Raw genomic sequence first — 18,154 nt, forward strand, 5'->3', positions numbered from 1 at the left:
GATGGAAAAAACTTTCTTCATAAAAAATATGGTCTGTGATAGGTGTATCAAAGTAGTGACGGACGAATTAAAAGATAAGAATATCGATTTGTTCGAAATTGAATTGGGTAGAATAAAACTGAATATTCAAGATACCGACTACCGAGAAACCTTGGTTTCGATTTTAGAGAAAAACGGATTTTCCGTGATAGAAAGCCCTGAAAAACAATTGGTGGAACAAGTAAAAATTGAGTTGATTAAGCTTTTGAAAAATCTACCGTTGGATATAAACAGGAAACTTTCCAAGTATCTCGAAGAAAAACTAAATAGGGAATATTCCAAAACGAGCAAATTGTTCTCAATAATGGAAGGTATTACAATAGAAAAATATTTTATCAAATTGAAAATCGAAAAAGTAAAAGAGCTCATTCAAAATCAAGAATTCAATTTCACTGAAATTGGCCAGATTCTTAATTATAGCAACATAAACCATTTAAGCAGGCAATTTAAAACCGAAACAGGAATGAGCCTTACCATTTATAAATCACAACAAATAAATGACCGCACATCGTTAGACCGAATTATATAACTATAAACCAAGATTATGACACAAGCTGCTGAATATCAATATTAATTTTGAAAGAAATGAATAATCCAATGAAGAAAATATGTTATGCTTTTATGCTCGTATTATTTTACGTCAATACAGCATTTACACAAAATGAAGGAAATACAAATAATTTGCCAGTTCACGAATACACATTGACCATCAAGGAAGAAATGGTCAATAAGGCTGGTAAAGAGGTTGAGGGAATGACCGTAAACGGAACGATTCCAGGACCAACTCTGGAATTTACCGAAGGCGAATATGCCGTCATTTACGTAAAAAATGAAATGAGCGTTGAGACTTCCGTCCATTGGCACGGAATCTTATTGCCCAATTTTCAGGATGGCGTTCCTTATTTATCCACGCCACCCATTAAGCCAGGAACCACTTTCAAATATGAATTCCCCATCAGGCAATCTGGAACTTATTGGTACCATTCCCATACAATGTTACAAGAGCAAAGCGGTGTTTTTGGCTCAATTGTTATAAATCCAAAAGAAAAAACCTTGGATTATGATACAGATTTGGTTTTGATGCTTTCCGATTGGACAAACGAAAAACCGATGAATGTATTACGCAATCTAAAGCGAGGTAACGAATGGTATGGAATAAAAAAAGGAACATCCACACCATTAAACCAAGTGATTGCACGCGGCGCATTTGGCGCACAGCTCGATTTTTGGCGGCAACGGATGGAAGGTGCCGATATAGCCGACATCTATTATCCCGCGTTTTTGGTAAACGGTCAGCAAAATCCCGAATATCCCAATTTTAAGGCAGGCGAAAAAGTGAGGTTACGCATCATTAATGGTTCAGCCTCTACCCAATTTTGGATGACTTTTGGTGGCGAAATGCCCACCTTGGTAGCTGCGGATGGACTGGATGTGACACCTGTCCAAAAAAACAAAACCTTCATTGCCATCGCCGAAACCTATGATTTTATAGTAACCATCCCCGAAAACGGCAAAATTGAGTTCCGCGCAATGGCACAGGATGGGTCGGGCACGGCAACTGCCTTTATTGGAAATGGTAAAGTGATACCTGCGGAAGTAGTTTCAAGGCCCGATAAAATCAAGATGATGCAGCAAATGGCAAAAATGGATATGAAAATGGGAGCTCACGCCTTAAAATTCCAGCCTAAAAAAGATGAACGTTTTGAGATGAAAGAGGAATACGGGATGCAAATGGATGCAATGAAAATGGACCATTCCAAAATGGACCACTCAAAAATGGAAATGAAAGATGAAAATATGAATATGTCCATAGATTCCACAATGAAGGATAAAATGGACCATTCCAAAATGGATATGGGTGGAAAGAAAATAGACAATATGCAAATGGCCGATATGGATGGAATGCAAATGTTTTCGGAGTACAATTATAATTACCTCAAATCACCAGCAAAAACTAATTATTCCAAAGATATTCCAGTAAAGGAAATCCTTCTGAACCTTACCGGAAATATGAACCGCTATATCTGGAGTATGAACGGTGTGCCACTTTCGGAAACTGACCAAATTAAGATAAACCATAAAGAAGTGACCCGAATTACCCTAAACAACCTCACGATGATGCACCACCCGATGCACCTTCACGGTCACTTTTTTAGGGTTATCAATGAGAATGGCGAATATTCGCCCTTGAAGCATTCCGTCAATGTACCGCCAATGGGAGAAGTGACGATAGAGTTTTATGGTAATGAGTATGGCGATTGGTTTTTTCACTGCCACATCCTATACCATATGATGAGCGGAATGGCAAGGGTTATGAGCTATGATACTACAAGGGATGACCGCTTAAAAGGATATCCCATAAGTGGCTTGATTTCCGAAGCCGATAAATACTATACGTTGGCAATGGTAGATGCCGCTTCGCATATGACGGAATTTAATTTTATAACCTCAAACATTCGCAATCAATTTAATGTGATGGCAGAATACGGCTGGAACAAGAACCTTGAAGCCGAAGTTACCTACGAACGCTACCTGCACGATTATTTAAGGGTTTTTGGTGGTGTAAATATCGAAAATGAAATGGAAGATAGTTTGGATGAAATTTCTACCACAGCCATTGCGGGTGTACGATTCTTAACCCCATATTTATTCAATCTCGATGTGCGAATGGATAGCAAATTACGGCCGCAAATAAGTTTGAGCCGTGAAATCCTGATTTTCCCAAGAACGGCAATTTTCGGGATGTACGAGTACCAAGCAGATTTCGGGTGGGTAGATGACCTTCCAATGGGAGATAATTTCAGCAAGGAAGTCACTTGGAACGCAGGAATCGAATATTTTTTATCAAGAAACTTCTCATTGATGGCAAGCTACGACAACCGTTTTGGTGCAGGTGGTGGGCTTTCTGTGAGATTTTAAAAATAAATTAAACACAAATATTAATCTTAAATGTAAATCAAAATGAAAAAAGCACGAGTAACCACAGCAATTATGGCAATGGCTTTGGTGAGCCTAACAGCAATGTCCTGCAAGGACAGTAAAAACGAGGAATCGGCAGCACCGATGTCCAGTGAAATGCACCAAGAAAACGTTTCGGATAAATCTGACGAAACGGCAATGAACGATGAACAAAATTCTGATGCAAAACAAGTATTGGCAGATTATATGGCACTTAAAAATGCATTAGTGGCAACCAATAAGGAAGATGCGGCAAAAGCCGGAAAGAAATTGGAAAGTTCTTTAAACAGTTTTGATGTAAGCAGCTATACTTCCGAAGAGCAAACCGAACTGAAAGATATTATCGCAGATGCAAAGGAGCACGCAGAACACATAGGCAAAAGCGAAATGGACCACCAGCGCGAACATTTCAAAACCTTGAGCAAGGATATTCTGGATATGGTGGCCATTACTGGAACAGAAACTACTTTGTACCAACAATTTTGCCCAATGTACGATGGCGGCAGTGCGTGGTTAAGTATGGAAAAAGAAATCAAAAATCCTTATTATGGAAGCAAAATGATGGCTTGCGGAAAAGTGCAAAAGGAAATCAACTAAATGAAAATTGTGAAAATCATAGCATTGATTTTATTGGTGGTCTTTGTGGTCATACAATTTGTGCCCACAGAGCGCAACCAAAGTGATGTCATACCAAAATCAGATTTTGTGATGGTCAACAAACCACCAAAAAATGTCAGTATGATATTGCAAGAATCCTGTTATGATTGCCACAGTAACAATACAGATTATCCTTGGTACAATAAAATTCAACCTGTTGCTTGGTTTTTGGAAGACCACATTAAAGAAGGCAAGGCCGAACTTAATTTTAACGAATGGGACTCGCTTTCAAGCCGAAGAAAATCAAGTAAACTTCGTTCAATTATCAAACAGATAGAAAGCGGAGAAATGCCTTTGTATTCTTACACTTTGATTCACAGGGATGCCATTTTATCAACATCTGAAAAAGAATTGGTTATAAACTATATGAAGCAAATAAAAGACAGTTTACAATAAAGTCCTGATGTGGGAAGGGAATGATTTTTTTTTCATTGATTGGTTAGTTAAAACCCTTCCCAAGTCAGGCACAAATAAATATAACGATATGGACAATTTTCTCAAACAATGGGCAGAAGCTGCATTTACCACCACAGGCTTTTTTTGGATGGCACTTTGGGCATTTGCACTTGGTTACATTATTAGTAGTATGATTCAGGTTTTTGTAATCGAAAAAAAGATGCAGGAAACAATGGGAGAAAATGAAGGCAAGGGTGTTTTGCTCGGTACATTTTTTGGCTTTATAAGCAGTTCGTGCAGTTTTGCTGCACTGGCATCCACAAAATCCCTATTTAAAAAAGGAGCAAGCTTTGTATCTTCCATTGCCTTTCTTTTGGCGTCAACAAATTTGGTCATCGAACTCGGAATTATCATTTCAATTTTCCTCGGATGGCAGTTTGTGGTTGGCGAATACGTTGGTGGCATTTTGTTGATACTGTTTTCTTGGCTATTGATACGGTTGATAAATCCAAAAAAACTCATAGAAAAAGCAAGAAAGAATTTAAAGGACAAGGATGATGATGAAATGGACGATTCCAAATCGTGGAAAAAGAAAATCCAATCTGAAAAAGGCTGGGCAAAGGTTTCCAAACAATACGGTATGGAATGGAAAATGGTGTGGAAGGACGTAACGGTAGGTTTTACAATTGCCGGAATTGTGGCAGCGTTTGTGCCAGATTCCTTCTTTCAAACCTTGTTCATCAATAGCGGTAACGGCAATACAGATTTCACTTTTTTTGAAATCCTCGAACATATAATCGTTGGACCTATCGCAGCATTTTTGACCTTTATTGGCTCAATGGGTAACATCCCGTTGGCAGCTTTGCTTTTTGGGAAAGGCGTAAGTTTTGCAGGTGTAATGGCATTTATCTTTAGCGATTTGGTCGTCTTTCCAATCCTACGTATCAATGCAAAATATTACGGCTGGAAAATGTCACTATTTATCCTCTTTTTGCTTTTTACGGCACTTATAGGAGCATCCTTGATTTTGCATTATTCTTTTGATTTGTTGAGCATTCTGCCAGACCCATCACAGGTAAAAATTCAGGATAGCGAATACTTTAAGTTGGACTATACATTCTATTTGAACATTGCCTTTTTAGCACTTTCTGGGTTTTTGATTTACCTCGGATTTTTCAAAAGAAAGGATGTAAAACAAATGAAGGAAATGGCACCAAAAAGCCAACTGTTGGAAAACATTTTAAAATACGCTGCATTGACGTGTTATGTTTGGCTTGCTGGCGGATTGATTGTTAAATTTTTTGTGAATTAATAACATAAAAAATGAAAAATTATGATACGCTTTCAGAAGCAATCACAGGATTACAGGCTGATGGCTACGTTTACGATTTTAACCTAAAATCGCATTGTTTGGAATGTGCAACATTAAAGCTGGAATTGAATCCAGAAGATTTTGAGGTCGATGGTATGTTTCGTTTTGAAGGAATGAGTAGCACAGATGACAATAGTGTACTATATGCCATTTCTTCCAAAAACGGAATAAAAGGTTTATTGGTGGATGCTTACGGAGTTTACGCCGAAAATATTTCTGAAGCAATGCGAAAAAAATTAAGATAAAATGAAACACACATATCATATTCACGGAATGACCTGCAACGGATGTCGCAGTCACGTAGAAGCCACACTTTCTAAAGTTGAAGGTGTACAGAATGCATCTGTAGATTTGGAAAAAGCCAACGCAGCTATTGAGATGAAAACCCATATTCCCATAGAAAAATTTCAAGAAGCCTTAAAAAAGGATGGTGGAAATTATAGCATCCACAATATGGGCGAACATCATCACGATTCAGAGGTAAAAGTAAAAGAAAAGCCTAAAGGGAAAGGAACTGGCACTTTCTATTGCCCAATGCACTGTGAAGGCGACAAGACCTACGACAAACCCGGCGATTGCCCAGTTTGCGGTATGGATTTGGTTGAGGAACAAAGTATTTCTTCGGGAGCATCACACCAATGGACTTGCCCAATGCACCCAGAAATTGTTCGCGATGAAGCTGGAAGCTGTCCCATCTGCGGAATGGATTTGGTGCCTATGCAACCAGACCTATCCGCAGAGGAAAAAACATATAAAAAACTATTAAAGAAGTTTTGGATAGCGGTTGCCTTTACCTTGCCCATTTTCCTGATGGCAATGAGCGAGATGATTCCGAACAATCCGTTGTACACTTTGATGGAACAAAAATATTGGAATTGGGTACAGTTTGCACTTTCAATTCCCGTTGTTTTTTATGCTACTTGGATGTTTTTTGAACGTGCCTACCGTAGCATCAAAACTTGGAACCTTAATATGTTCACACTTATCGGAATAGGTGCAGGTGCAGCGTGGCTTTTCAGTGTATTTGGAATGTTTTTCCCTGATTTTTTTCCACAGCAGTTTAAAACAGAATCAGGTGCTGTGCACGTTTATTTTGAAGCTGCCACAGTAATCCTAACTTTGGTTTTATTGGGACAAGTATTGGAAGCGCGTGCCCACAGCAAAACAAATTCCGCAGTTAAGGAATTGTTGAAGCTCGCACCCAATAAAGCAATTCTTGTAAAGGATGGCAAAGAGGAAGAAGTAATGATTGATACAATTCAAAAAGGCGATATACTTCGTGTAAAACCCGGCGATAAAATTCCCGTCGATGGAATAATAACCGACGGCCAAACTACTGTTGATGAATCGATGATTACTGGAGAACCCATTCCTGTAAATAAAAGTATGAATGACAAAGTAAGCAGCGGAACAATCAACGGCAATCAATCCTTTTTAATGAAAGCCGAAAAGGTAGGTTCAGACACCTTGCTGTCGCAAATCATCCAAATGGTCAACAATGCGAGCCGCAGTCGTGCGCCAATTCAAAAGTTGGCCGATACTGTTTCGGGTTATTTCGTTCCCATTGTAGTGCTTGTTTCTGTAATCACATTTATTGTATGGGCTATTTTTGGCCCAGAACCCGTTTATGTATATGCCTTTGTAAACGCCATTGCAGTCTTGATTATCGCCTGTCCGTGCGCCTTGGGATTGGCAACGCCAATGTCCGTGATGGTAGGTGTTGGCAAAGGCGCGCAAAATGGTGTGCTAATCAAAAATGCAGAGGCTTTGGAAAAAATGGATAAAGTGGACACACTTATTATTGATAAGACAGGTACAATAACCGAAGGAAAACCAACGGTTGAAAAAGTTGGTGCTTTTGGTACTGATTTTTCTGAAAATGAGGTTCTGCAATATATAGTGTCCCTAAACAAATCAAGCGAGCATCCACTTGCCGAAGCGACCGTTAAATATGGTAAAGAGCAAAAAGCAGATTTTTTGGATACTAAAAATTTTAGTGCCGTAACAGGAAAGGGTGTTGAAGGAACTATCAACGGAAAAAAAGTGGATTTGGGTAACGCCAAAATGATGGAATATGCCAAGGCTAAATTGACTTCAGAAATGGAAACTGAAGCACAAGCTTTTCAAAAGCAAGGGAAAACAGTTTCCTATTTATCCATCGATTCAAAAGTTGCAGGCTATGTTGTAATTGGCGATAAAATAAAAGCCACAAGTGCTAAAGCAATTAGAGAACTTCAAGATAAAGGTATCGCAGTGATTATGCTTACAGGCGATAATCACGACACCGCCCAAGCGGTAGCAAAGGAACTTAACCTTGCCGATTTCAAAGCAGGAATGTTGCCCGAAAACAAACTTCAGGAAGTAGAAAAATTACAGAACAGCGGAAAAGTTGTGGCAATGGCTGGCGATGGCATCAATGATGCACCAGCTTTGGCAAAAAGTGATGTGGGTATCGCAATGGGAACAGGAACTGATGTCGCCATAGAAAGTGCAATGATAACCTTGGTAAAAGGCGATTTGCACGGTATTGTAAAAGCTCGAAATTTAAGTGATGACGTAATGAAAAATATTAAGCAAAATTTATTTTTTGCTTTGGCATACAATGTTCTGGGAATACCAATAGCTGCGGGAGTATTATTTCCCGTTTTCGGATTGTTATTATCCCCAATGATTGCAGCCTTGGCAATGAGTTTTAGTTCCGTTTCAGTAATTATGAACTCATTAAGATTAAGAAATGTAAAAATTTAACCAACAAAAAATAAAAAAAATGGAACATTCAAATCAACACACAGGAAAAGGCAATTACACAAAATTTATTTTGATGCTCGCCGCATCATTTATTGCAATGTACATCACGATGTACCTCAATACATATTCAATCGACCACGTATATTTCAGTTTAACACGGTTTTATATGAGTTGTTTGGGCATCGCAGCAATGGCAGTAATAATGTGGTTTTTTATGCGAAAAATGTATCAGAATAAGAAAAAGAACATCGCCATTTTATTGGGAAGTTTGGTGCTTTTTGTTAGTGCACTTGGTTTGGTTAGGGCGCAAAGCCCAATCATTGGCGACATACTTTGGATGAAAGCAATGATTCCACACCATTCTATTGCTATTCTAACAAGTGAAAGAGCCGATATAAAAGACCCGGAAGTACGAAAATTAGCTGATGATATTATCGAAGCACAACGAAAAGAAATCGGCGAAATGAAAGAAATGATAAAGCGTTTGGAAGCAGCTAAATAATATTGAAAATCAATCCTGCAAGGTGTTTCCGCCGCAGCGGACACTTTGTAGGTTTAAACAAGTTAATTATGAAAAAATATATCATCTATATCGCCATATTGGTATTGGGCTTAATCTTGGGCTACGTGTTTTTCGGCAGTTCTACTGATAGTCTCGAAAACACCAAAAACGTTTCCGATATGAGCGAGAATTCAGCGACCCAAAAACAAATGTGGACCTGCTCAATGCATCCACAGATTATGCAACCCGAACCAGGCGATTGCCCTATTTGTGGTATGGATTTGATTCCTGCGGAAACAGGCGCAGACGGATTGGCAATGAACGAAATAAAAATGTCCGAAAACGCAATGGCATTGGCAAATATCCAAACAACAATCGTTGGGAATGTTTCCGGAACAGATGACAATACAATGCAACTTTCAGGAAAGATTATGGCAAACGAAGAAGCCAACGCAGTACAGGCAAGTTATTTTGAAGGCCGTATTGAAAAGCTGAATGTCAATTTCACGGGAGAAGAAGTTCGCAAAGGGCAATTGTTGGCAACTATTTATGCACCCACACTTGTTGCTGCACAACAAGAATTATTGACGGCAGCCTCAATGAAGGAATCCCAACCTGCACTTTACAATGCTGTTAGGAATAAGTTGAAACTATGGAAACTCTCTGAAAGCCAAATCAACCAAATTGAAAGCTCTGGGAAAGTGCGGGAAAATTTTCCCATTTACGCCACAGTTTCGGGCACGGTTTCGCAAAAAATGGCAGAGGAAGGTGACTACGTAAAGCAAGGACAACCCATCGTAAAAGTAAGCGATTTGGGAACGGTATGGGCAATGTTCGATGCCTATGAAAACCAAATTTCACAACTCAAGGAAGGTCAAAAAATAAAAGTGGCCACCAATGCCTACCTTAATAAAGAATTTGAGGCAACGGTATCGTTTATAGACCCAACCTTAAACACAAAATCAAGAACAGTTGCGGTTCGTGCCACATTGAACAACAAAGAAGATTTGTTGAAACCCGGAATGTTCGTTACTGCGAAAGTGCAGATGTCAAAAGGCAATGCCAACCAATCACAGATAACAGTTCCAGCCACAGCGGTTATGTGGACAGGCGAACGTTCATTGGTGTACGTAAAGACCAATCCCAACGAACCCGTTTTCGAAATGCGAGAAGTAACCTTGGGAACAAAAAACGGAAATGTTTACACCATTGATGAAGGATTGAACAACGGCGAAGAAGTAGTGACCAATGGTACATTTACAGTGGATGCAGCTGCACAGTTACAGGGCAAAAAAAGTATGATGAATGCCAGTGGTGGCAAGACAATGACAGGCCACGAAGGGCATTTGGGTATGGAAAATACAAATGACAGTACATCAAAAGACCATTCCTCAATGAACAAAAGACTGGAAGTTTCCAAAAAATTCAAGGAACAGCTCAACACTGTTTTTGAAAACTATGTTTTAATTGACCAAGCACTTGTAAATGATGATGCAGAAAAAGCGAAAAAATCTGCAAATGGGTTGCAGAAAAGTTTGGAAAAAATGGATATGAAGTTATTAAAGGGCGATGCGCACAACCATTGGATGACCCTTGAAAAGGAATTAAAAGCATCCACAAACGCAATGGCCAACACTTCTGACATCAAAAAACAACGGGGACATTTTGTCCATCTTTCGGCACATTTCATTAACACATTAAAAACTTTTGGCATCAACGAAAAAGTGTATGTGAATTTCTGCCCAATGGCAAACAATAATGTAGGAGCTTATTGGTTGAGCAAAGAAAGGGAAATTCGCAATCCGTATTTTGGAAAAGAAATGCTCGATTGTGGGAGTGTAACTGATGAAATTGAATAGACCTATCTTTGCACAACCTGTGCATCGATTAATTTGTATCTTTGTGAAACTTTATGAAAATATTCTTTTCCATATCAATGTCGTTTCTATCCTTTTTTCAAGGAATTAGCATTGATATGGATTTTTGTGGGCCAATTAAAGAAATTTCAAGCATTATTACCCATTATCAAGACCATAAAGTTTATGGAGACTCTTTCCTTGAATATGTAGTTGAAGATTACATTGACAATGATGCAAAAAATGAAGGGCATCATAATAACCCAGATAAGGAGAATACACCAGTCCATTCCCATCATCAATGTTGTCACCCTCTAGTATTAATTATTGCGAACAACAATTCGGCTTTAACCAATCAACTAAAGTTTGAAGGGAAAAAACAGTTTACCTTACATAAAGTAAACTTCACTTCCAGATATCTGGAATCGCTTTTCCAACCCCCTAAAGTATAATTCAGTTTTTTAAGGATAGCTATATCCTTACGTGATGCTTTTCAAAGTAAGCATCCCATTATAAACGCATTGCATCTAATTGCATTGCGAGGTTTAAACTGAATTAATACTTTTTCTATGATTAACAAAATCATTTCATTTTCCATTAATAACAAGTTTATTATTGGGCTCTTTATAGTGGCACTTGTAGGTACGGGCATTTGGTCTATGGCCACTATAAATCTGGGTTCTGTACCCGATATTACCAACAACCAAGTACAGGTTATTACAGTTGCCCCAAATTTAGGTACTGAAGATATTGAGCAATTTGTTACCTATCCGGTAGAATTGGCAATGGCAAACCTTCCTGATGTTATCGAGCTGCGTTCAGTATCCCGTTTTGGGCTGTCCGTGGTTACCATTGTATTTAAGGACGAGGCAGGCACATATCTTCCCCGGCAATTGGTACAAGAGAAATTAACCGAAGTTGCTGGAGAAATCCCCGAAGGCTTCGGCACGCCATTTATGGCACCAATAACTACAGGGCTTGGCGAAATCTACCAATACACCTTAAAATTAAAAGAGGGCTACGAAGATAAGTACGATGCAATGGAGCTTCGTACCATCCAAGATTGGATTGTAAAACGTCAAATGGCATTAGTCCCCGGAGTGGTCGAGGTCAATGCTTTTGGAGGTTATGTAAAACAGTATGAAGTTGCAATAAATCCTAATAAGCTGAAAAGTTTCGGTATTACAATGAATCAGGTCTTTGAAGCCTTGAAAGTCAACAATGCCAATACTGGTGGTGCTTACATTGAAAAAAACCACCAAGCCAATTTTATCCGTGGCGAAGGATTGGCACGAAGTATCGAGGATTTGGAAAACACAGTTGTGACGACTCAAAATGGAAGTCCTGTTTTAGTCCGGGATGTCGCCGAAAAAGTAGGCTTTGGTAATCAGGTACGTTATGGTGCGTTTACCCAAGATGGACACGAAACTGTTGGTGGACAAATTTTAATGCTGAAAGGCGAAAGCCCAGGCAACGTAGTCGAAAATGTGGAGAAGCGCATTGTAGAAATACAAAAATCCCTACCCGAAGGCGTTTACATAGATACATTTTTAAGCCGAAGTGAACTCATTGGAAGAACCACAAGCACCGTTGAAAAAAACCTTATTGAAGGTTCATTGATTGTGATTTTTGTGCTTGTCTTGCTTTTGGGAAGTTTCCGTGGTGGCTTGATTACCGCTTCGGTAATCCCTTTATCATTACTCTTTGCATTTATCTTGATGAAACAATTTGGTGTATGGGCAAACTTAATGTCCTTGGGTGCAATCGATTTTGGAATCATCGTGGATGGTGCTGTAATCATTGTAGAAGGAATGGTATTCCACATTCATCAACGGATGAAAAAAACCACAACCGCCATAGACCAGTCTGAAATGGATGAAATAGCCTATGAATCGGCAAGTACGATGATGAATTCGGCATTTTTCGGACAGCTTATTATCCTTATCGTCTTTACACCAATTCTCTTTTTAACGGGTGTAGAAGGAAAAATGTTCCGTCCAATGGCATTTACCTTTGGATTTGCAGTTTTAGGAGCGATTATCCTTTGTCTTACGTATGTTCCAATGATTTCTGCAATGTTCCTAAAACCTGCTAAAAATCAGAATAGTTGGTTTGCCAAATTTGAAAACAAGATTGATAGGTTTAGTGATAGAATAATGTCCGGTTTAAACAGAGGTTATGTACCATTGCTCAATTTTGCACTTCGCTTTAGGGCTGGAGTCGTTATGGGCGCTGTTGCCCTGCTATTGATTGCGGGATTTATTTTCAGCAATATGGGTGGCGAATTTATTCCAAAATTTGATGAGGGCGATATTGCGTTTCAAGCGTTGATAAAACCGGGGAGCAGTCTAACAGAGTCCATTGAAGCTTCAAAAAAACTTCAAAATCTAATTAATGAATTTCCAGAAGTAAAAACGGTAGTTTCAAGGATTGGTGTGGCCGAAATACCAACAGACCCAATGCCTATGGACATTGCCGATAGTTACATTATTCTTGAAAAAGATAAGAGTAAATGGACTTCCGCAGATAGCAAAGAAGAACTCATAGAAAAAATACAGGAAAAAATTTCAGTCGTTCCCGGCGTAAATTTCGTATTTACCCAACCCGTAGAACTTCGTTTTAATGAATTGCTTACCGGTGTTCGTGAGGACGTGGCAATTAAATTGTACGGCGAGGATTTAGAAGTGTTAGCCGACAAGGTACAGGAAATCGCAGCGGTCATCAGAACCGTTCCCGGAGCGGCTGACCTCAATGTGGAAGCTACAAGCGGTTTACCTCAAATGACGGTGGAATATAACCGTGCAAAAATGGCCCAATATGGTGTAACCGTTGACAAGTTGAACGATTATGTAAGTGCATCATTTGCAGGCGAACAGGCAAGTGTGATTTTTGAGGGCGAAAAACGATTCGATGTGGTCATTCGTTTGGCAAAGGAATTTAGACAGGACATCAACAGCCTTAAAAATCTTTATATCGATTTGCCAAACGGAGCGCAAGTGCCTTTAAAGGAAGTGGCAGATATCAGCTACAAACCCGGGCCAATGCAGATTTCAAGGGACAATACCTCTCGTCGTATTTCGGTTGGTGTAAATGTTCGTGGGCGCGATGTGAAATCGATGGTCGAGGAAATACAGCAAAAATTGGAAACGGACGTGAAACTACCGCCAGGTTATTTTGTAACCTACGGAGGTTCGTTTGAAAACCTTCAACGTGCTTCAGACCGATTGATGATTGTAGTGCCTATTGCACTTTTCCTAATATTCATATTGCTCTATTTTGCATTGAGTTCGTTCTCACAATCCCTAATGATTTATATGGCAGTGCCCTTGGCGGCTATTGGTGGCGTGTTTGCCCTTTGGATAAGGGGAATGCCTTTTAGTATTTCTGCCGGAGTAGGTTTTATTGTGCTCTTTGGAGTTGCGGTTTTAAACGGGTTGGTACTGATAAACAAATTCAATGAACTAAAAGAAAGTGGAATGACAGACTTAAAAAAACGAATATACGAAGCAACGCACGAACGTTTACGACCAATTCTGCTGACGGCAACAGCGGCCATTATGGGCTTTATCCCGATGGCGATTTCTACCTCTGGCGGTGCGGAAGTGCAACGGCCTTTGGCAACAGTGGTTATTGGCGGTTTGATAACCGCAACATTTTTAACGCTTGTGGTCCTTCCTGTATTGTATTATTGGCTCGAATCGAGAAAGAAACGAAACAATAACGATGGAGATGTAAGTTATGTCAACAAATCAACGAACATTGTAACTGTATTATTGATGGTTGGAGGTTTGATGGCTTCTGGAACTGCGTTTGCCCAAGACATTAATCAAGATGGTACAATTCCAAAGACATTGACCATTGATGAGGCCATTGCTCTGGCAAAACAGAATTATCCATCCCTTAAAGAGAGCCAAGCTTTTATTGAACGGGAAAAAGCACTAAAGGGAACGAGTTTTGACCTTGGTAGCACCCAAGTTTTCACAGGCAAAGAAGAATATGGTAATAATCTTCCTGGAGTACAAACAACCGTTGGTGTGCAACAGGGCAATATTGATTTGCTATCCGGATTTTCAAAATCGAAGTTTTATAAGGAGCGTATTGCCTTGGGAGAAAAGTTTTATGTGGCCAGTGAACAACAATTGGTGCGTAATGTGATGCAAGCGTATGACCAAATAAATTATTATAAGGCGCAGTTGCGCTTTGCAGACCAACTGGACAGTATTTATGCCAATTTTAAGACCGCTGCCCAACTTCGGTATGATACGGGAGAAACAGGCAAATTGGAATTTATTTCAGCCTCTTCCGAATTTCAACAGATTCAAGTATTAAGGCAACAAGCCTTTGATGATATTGAAATAGCCAAACGTGCCTTAAAACAATATTTGGGAACGGATGAATCCATTGAAACGATTAGTGAACCATACAAAACATTGGATTTTATGGCGACATTAGATTCCACTTCGGTAGCGAATAACCCAATGTTGCAATATGCCTTGCAAAATGCCGAAGTAAGTAAAGCAAACGTGGGCGTTGAGAAATCACAATTCCTACCGAAATTCAGCTTATCGTATGGCAGACAGGTTGTGGATGAAGTGTCAGGCTTCAACACCTATCAGGCAGGTATTAGCATTCCGTTATGGTTTTTTCCCCAGAAGTCGAGGGTCAAGGCAGCCAAGGCAGACGCAATGGTAGCAGAGAATCAATATTTGGAACAAAAGGCGGTCACGGAAAGTCGTGTGTCGCAATTGACCAAATCCCTTGAAAAAACAAAGAAGATTTTGCAATATTACGAAGAAGGCGCACTACTCTTGGCAGAAGAACAAATTACCACCGCACAATTGGCATCTAAAGAAGGCGAAATAGATTACGTCAATTACATCACGATTCTCAATAGTGCCATCCGCATTAAACAAAACCATTTACAATACATCAATCAGTTTAACCAGCAGACCATTGATATGCAATATCAATTGGGCAATTTATAACCTTAAAAAAAGAGAAATGAAGAATATACTATTAGTAAGTACCGTATTATTTACACTTATGTTTATGAGTTGTAATGATGCCCCAAAATCTGAACTTGGGCATAACGAAGCCGAAGGCGTATCAAAAACCAATGAAGCTGGAGAAGATGCACACGGCGAGGAAGGCCACAGTGAAGGAGAAGAAGAAGGTCACAGCGAGGAAGAAGGCGTTGTGGAACTCACAAAGCAACAGGCCGAAACCATAGGTTTGGAAATGAAACTTTTGGAGGAACGCAATTTAGGGAACAACATTAAGGTAACAGGAACGCTGGAACTTTTCCCACAGGACAAGGCGAACATAAGTCCTTTTGTTGGTGGAAATGTGAGTTCCATAAAAGTAATACCCGGAGATAACGTAAGCAAAGGACAGGTGTTGGCATATATAGAACACCCTGATATCATTGCAATGCAACAAGATTATCAGGAAAAAAATGATGAATTGGTCTTTTTGAAACAGGATTTTGAGCGCAAGCAGACTCTTTATGATAAAGGTGTTTCTTCTGGCAAGGAATTTCAAATGGCACAGTCAAAATTTCGTTCTACAACATCCAGCGTCAATGGTTTGCGGTCCCAATTGAGACTGTTGAGCATTAACCCGGACAAAGTGGCGGAAGGACAGATATATTCCGCTGTTCCCATTACCTCGCCTATAAGTGGGTATGTGGATGAAGTAATGATTAGCCTTGGCGATTACGTGGCACAACAATCCAAAATGTTCTCGATAAGCGACAACTCAAAAATTTATGTCAACTTCAAAGTATATGAGAAGGACATAAAGCAAATCAAGCAAGGGCAACAGATATATTTTTCCACGGCCTCTCGTCCAGATGAACTGCTTAAAGCAACCGTTCGGTCTGTTGGTAAAACCTTCAATACAGACCCAAAAGCTTTGGAAGTTCTGGCAGATATTGAAAACAAGGATAAAAACCTATTGCCGGGTATGTATGTGGAAGGGCGCATAGTGCAGGGCGAGAAAAAGGGTTTTGCCGTACCGGAAGCTGCCATTATAAAAGAAGGCGAGCAATCCTTCATTTTCATTTTGGATGAAGATGAAGAAATGGAAGCGGGCAAAATGAAATTCAAAATGATACCCGTAACGGTCGGTATTACTGATTTAGGCTTTGTTGAAGTCAATCTTCCTGCCGAAGTTTCAAAGGATGCCAAAGTCGTGATAAACGGAGCTTATAACCTGTCTTCGGAAATGGTCAAGGGCGAACTGGAACACGGACATTAATTCAATAACAATCAAAGATTTTGATTCCGAGTTTGTTTATCGTCTTAATTAATTAGTTAAAAATTAAAAAACAGGCTCGGTTCAAAATCGATTAAAAATTTAAAAATATGAAATGAGCTATAACAATGTGGATACCAACCACAATGTTGATTGGGGAATTACATATGACCATTAAAAAACAAATAAATATCAACAGATGAAAGAAATAAAAGCATTTATAAAACCAAACCGAATCCAAAGAGTCATTGAAGCACTTTCTGACAATGGATTTGAAAGTATGACCCTTTCACAAGCAGAAGGCACGGGCGCATTCAAGGCAAAAGGTGCAAGACCGTCGCTAGATTTTCACGTAACAGATAGTCCTGTGGTAAAATTGGAATTGGTCTGTCAAAATGAGGAAGCCCAAGCGGCCATTGAAACAATTATAGCCAACGCCAAAACCGACGGGCCTGGAGATGGTATTATTTATATAGCAAATATTGAAGATGCCTTTCAGATTAAAACAGGAGATTCCTTAAAACGGCACGACCTGTAAATCTCTTTTTAAACAAATGGAAAAAATAGTTCAATTTTTAGAAAGCAAAGGGATACGACCTACGGCTATGCGCCTTATGACTTATAAACGTTTGGTGGAATTAAAGGTAGCCATCAGTCTTGGCGATTTGGAAAAGGATTTTAAGGTCAGTGAAAGAAGCACCCTATTTAGGACTATGAAAGCGTTTGAAGAAAAAGGTATTGTGCATCAAATCGAGGATGGAACAGGAGTCATAAAATACGCCCTTTGCGAAGAAAATTGTGAGTGCGAGGTCGGCAACGACCTTCATTTGCACTTTCATTGCAACAATTGTAATGAAACTGTCTGTTTAACAGAGCATAAAATCCCTCATATCAACTTACCTGATGGCTATATTACCGAGGATATCAACTTGGTGGTAAAGGGCATTTGCGAAAAATGCAGTGGCAATTTGGATTAAACGTTTGGTTTTTAAATTTAATTATCATTTATAAATAATTAGCAATGATAACAATCTATAAAAAAGAGGCTACTGTATATATGGTGGCAGAGAAAAAGCTGGATGCCAAGGATTATGAAAACTTGATACCAGTCTTAACCGAGCATATAACTGTTCATCCCGAAGTTTTCTGGTACATCGAGATGGAAAATTTTGAAGGTTGGACGGCAGAGGCACATTGGAAGGGAATTGAATTAAACCTTCCGAATGAAAAGCATTTAAAGCGTGTTGCTTTGGTGGGTAGCGTTAAATGGCAGGAGCAATTTACCGAGGTATTGCTTCCTTTTTCAGAAGCTCATATAAAATTTTATAAGACCGAAGAAAAAGACGATGCCAAAGAGTGGATAAAATAAAA

General features: G+C 39.3%; 15 protein-coding genes. All 15 read left to right on the top strand.

Annotation, left to right across the window (positions count from 1 at the left end; translation table 11 throughout):
- Position 1: 1 nt before the first annotated feature.
- The 15 genes from C7972_RS08860 to C7972_RS08930 all read left to right on the top strand — a co-directional run bounded on the left by C7972_RS08860 (position 2) and on the right by C7972_RS08930 (position 18,152).
- Complete coding sequence (locus C7972_RS08860) at positions 2-568, top strand: AraC family transcriptional regulator (RefSeq protein ID WP_110355851.1); 567 nt, start codon at positions 2-4, stop codon at positions 566-568.
- Positions 569-636: 68 nt separating this feature from the next.
- Positions 637-2,958, top strand: a complete 2,322-nt coding sequence (locus C7972_RS08865; protein ID WP_110356058.1) for a multicopper oxidase domain-containing protein — start codon at positions 637-639, stop codon at positions 2,956-2,958.
- A gap of 42 nt (positions 2,959-3,000) precedes the next feature.
- Positions 3,001-3,594, top strand: coding sequence for a DUF3347 domain-containing protein (locus C7972_RS08870; RefSeq protein WP_110355852.1), 594 nt, complete (start codon positions 3,001-3,003; stop codon positions 3,592-3,594).
- A complete protein-coding gene (locus tag C7972_RS08875; RefSeq protein ID WP_110355853.1) occupies positions 3,595-4,050 on the top strand; it encodes a heme-binding domain-containing protein in 456 nt (151 codons plus the stop codon).
- 88 nt (positions 4,051-4,138) lie between these two features.
- Positions 4,139-5,362 carry a permease gene (locus C7972_RS08880; RefSeq protein ID WP_044405199.1) on the top strand — a complete coding sequence of 408 codons (1,224 nt, stop codon included), beginning with the start codon at positions 4,139-4,141 and terminating at the stop codon, positions 5,360-5,362.
- Between the two features lie 11 nt (positions 5,363-5,373).
- Entirely contained in the window at positions 5,374-5,667 is a 294-nt protein-coding gene (locus C7972_RS08885; protein ID WP_044403661.1) for a hypothetical protein, read from the top strand.
- 1 nt (position 5,668) lies between these two features.
- The gene (locus C7972_RS08890; RefSeq protein ID WP_044403660.1) at positions 5,669-8,170 is read left to right on the top strand and encodes a heavy metal translocating P-type ATPase; all 2,502 of its coding nucleotides are present in this window, start codon (positions 5,669-5,671) and stop codon (positions 8,168-8,170) included.
- Positions 8,171-8,189: 19 nt separating this feature from the next.
- Entirely contained in the window at positions 8,190-8,672 is a 483-nt protein-coding gene (locus C7972_RS08895) for a DUF305 domain-containing protein (RefSeq protein ID WP_044403659.1), read from the top strand.
- Positions 8,673-8,740: 68 nt separating this feature from the next.
- Positions 8,741-10,531, top strand: coding sequence for an efflux RND transporter periplasmic adaptor subunit (locus C7972_RS08900; protein WP_044403658.1), 1,791 nt, complete (start codon positions 8,741-8,743; stop codon positions 10,529-10,531).
- Between the two features lie 53 nt (positions 10,532-10,584).
- A complete protein-coding gene (locus tag C7972_RS08905; protein WP_258364803.1) occupies positions 10,585-10,980 on the top strand; it encodes a hypothetical protein in 396 nt (131 codons plus the stop codon).
- A gap of 117 nt (positions 10,981-11,097) precedes the next feature.
- A complete protein-coding gene (locus C7972_RS08910; RefSeq protein WP_110355854.1) occupies positions 11,098-15,513 on the top strand; it encodes a CusA/CzcA family heavy metal efflux RND transporter in 4,416 nt (1,471 codons plus the stop codon).
- Between the two features lie 16 nt (positions 15,514-15,529).
- Positions 15,530-16,786, top strand: a complete 1,257-nt coding sequence (locus C7972_RS08915) for an efflux RND transporter periplasmic adaptor subunit (RefSeq protein WP_110356059.1) — start codon at positions 15,530-15,532, stop codon at positions 16,784-16,786.
- A gap of 196 nt (positions 16,787-16,982) precedes the next feature.
- A complete protein-coding gene (locus C7972_RS08920) occupies positions 16,983-17,321 on the top strand; it encodes a P-II family nitrogen regulator (RefSeq protein WP_026775392.1) in 339 nt (112 codons plus the stop codon).
- Positions 17,322-17,337: 16 nt separating this feature from the next.
- Positions 17,338-17,760: a Fur family transcriptional regulator gene (locus C7972_RS08925; RefSeq protein ID WP_110355855.1), complete on the top strand. Its 423-nt coding sequence runs from the start codon at positions 17,338-17,340 to the stop codon at positions 17,758-17,760.
- A gap of 44 nt (positions 17,761-17,804) precedes the next feature.
- Positions 17,805-18,152 carry an STAS/SEC14 domain-containing protein gene (locus tag C7972_RS08930; RefSeq protein WP_110355856.1) on the top strand — a complete coding sequence of 116 codons (348 nt, stop codon included), beginning with the start codon at positions 17,805-17,807 and terminating at the stop codon, positions 18,150-18,152.
- Positions 18,153-18,154 lie beyond the last annotated feature (2 nt).

Source organism: Arenibacter sp. ARW7G5Y1, assembly GCF_003201775.1.
Lineage (GTDB): Bacteria > Bacteroidota > Bacteroidia > Flavobacteriales > Flavobacteriaceae > Arenibacter.

Bases quoted from the DNA above. Each gene is read 5' to 3' on its own strand.
- C7972_RS08920 (WP_026775392.1), top strand. From the start codon at position 16,983: ATGAAAGAAATAAAAGCATTTATAAAACCAAACCGAATCCAAAGAGTC.
- C7972_RS08865 (WP_110356058.1), top strand. From the start codon at position 637: ATGAAGAAAATATGTTATGCTTTTATGCTCGTATTATTTTACGTCAAT.
- C7972_RS08900 (WP_044403658.1), top strand. From the start codon at position 8,741: ATGAAAAAATATATCATCTATATCGCCATATTGGTATTGGGCTTAATC.
- C7972_RS08885 (WP_044403661.1), top strand. From the start codon at position 5,374: ATGAAAAATTATGATACGCTTTCAGAAGCAATCACAGGATTACAGGCT.
- C7972_RS08890 (WP_044403660.1), top strand. From the start codon at position 5,669: ATGAAACACACATATCATATTCACGGAATGACCTGCAACGGATGTCGC.
- C7972_RS08925 (WP_110355855.1), top strand. From the start codon at position 17,338: ATGGAAAAAATAGTTCAATTTTTAGAAAGCAAAGGGATACGACCTACG.
- C7972_RS08930 (WP_110355856.1), top strand. From the start codon at position 17,805: ATGATAACAATCTATAAAAAAGAGGCTACTGTATATATGGTGGCAGAG.
- C7972_RS08915 (WP_110356059.1), top strand. From the start codon at position 15,530: ATGAAGAATATACTATTAGTAAGTACCGTATTATTTACACTTATGTTT.
- C7972_RS08880 (WP_044405199.1), top strand. From the start codon at position 4,139: ATGGACAATTTTCTCAAACAATGGGCAGAAGCTGCATTTACCACCACA.
- C7972_RS08905 (WP_258364803.1), top strand. From the start codon at position 10,585: ATGAAAATATTCTTTTCCATATCAATGTCGTTTCTATCCTTTTTTCAA.
- C7972_RS08870 (WP_110355852.1), top strand. From the start codon at position 3,001: ATGAAAAAAGCACGAGTAACCACAGCAATTATGGCAATGGCTTTGGTG.
- C7972_RS08910 (WP_110355854.1), top strand. From the start codon at position 11,098: ATGATTAACAAAATCATTTCATTTTCCATTAATAACAAGTTTATTATT.
- C7972_RS08860 (WP_110355851.1), top strand. From the start codon at position 2: ATGGAAAAAACTTTCTTCATAAAAAATATGGTCTGTGATAGGTGTATC.
- C7972_RS08875 (WP_110355853.1), top strand. From the start codon at position 3,595: ATGAAAATTGTGAAAATCATAGCATTGATTTTATTGGTGGTCTTTGTG.
- C7972_RS08895 (WP_044403659.1), top strand. From the start codon at position 8,190: ATGGAACATTCAAATCAACACACAGGAAAAGGCAATTACACAAAATTT.